Here is a 648-nt window from a genome sequence, read left to right on the forward strand (position 1 = left end):
TGGCCTATGCGGCCAAGTCACTGGCCAAGCATGCGGGCATCCAGTGCAAGGTCATGGGGCCGGCCGACGTGGCCAAGCTGGGCATGGGCGCCTTCATGGCGGTGGCCCAGGGCGCGGCCGAGCCCCTGCGCTTCATCGAGCTGCGCTACAGCGGCGCCGCCAAGACCCAGGCGCCCGTGGTGCTGGTGGGCAAGGGCATCACGTTCGACACCGGCGGCATCTCCCTCAAGCCGGCGGCCGAAATGGACGAAATGAAGTACGACATGTGCGGCGCGGCCAGCGTGCTGGGCGTGTTCCGCACGCTGGCCGAACTGCAGCCGGCCATCAACGTGGTCGGGCTGATTCCCGCCTGCGAAAACATGCCCGGCAGTCGCGCCGTCAAGCCCGGCGATGTGGTCACCAGCATGGGTGGGCAAACCATAGAAATCCTCAACACCGACGCCGAAGGCCGCCTGGTGCTGTGCGATGCGCTGACCTATGCCGCGCGCTTCAAGCCCGCGGCGGTGGTGGACATCGCCACACTCACCGGTGCCTGCGTGATCGCCCTGGGCGGCGTGCGCAGCGGCATGTTCGCCTCCGACGATGCGCTGGCCAACGCGCTGCTGGCGGCGGGCGATGCAGCGCAAGACCTGTGCTGGCGCCTGCCGC

The 648-nt window shown here is 69.0% G+C and carries 1 protein-coding gene; it reads left to right on the plus strand.

Going from position 1 to position 648, the window contains the following annotated elements:
* On the plus strand, nt 1-648 hold a 648-nt coding region (locus QZH66_RS17900), incomplete at both ends, for a leucyl aminopeptidase family protein (RefSeq protein WP_305807158.1).

The sequence above is a fragment of the Stenotrophomonas sp. YIM B06876 genome, assembly GCF_030711595.1.
GTDB lineage: Bacteria > Pseudomonadota > Gammaproteobacteria > Xanthomonadales > Xanthomonadaceae > Stenotrophomonas.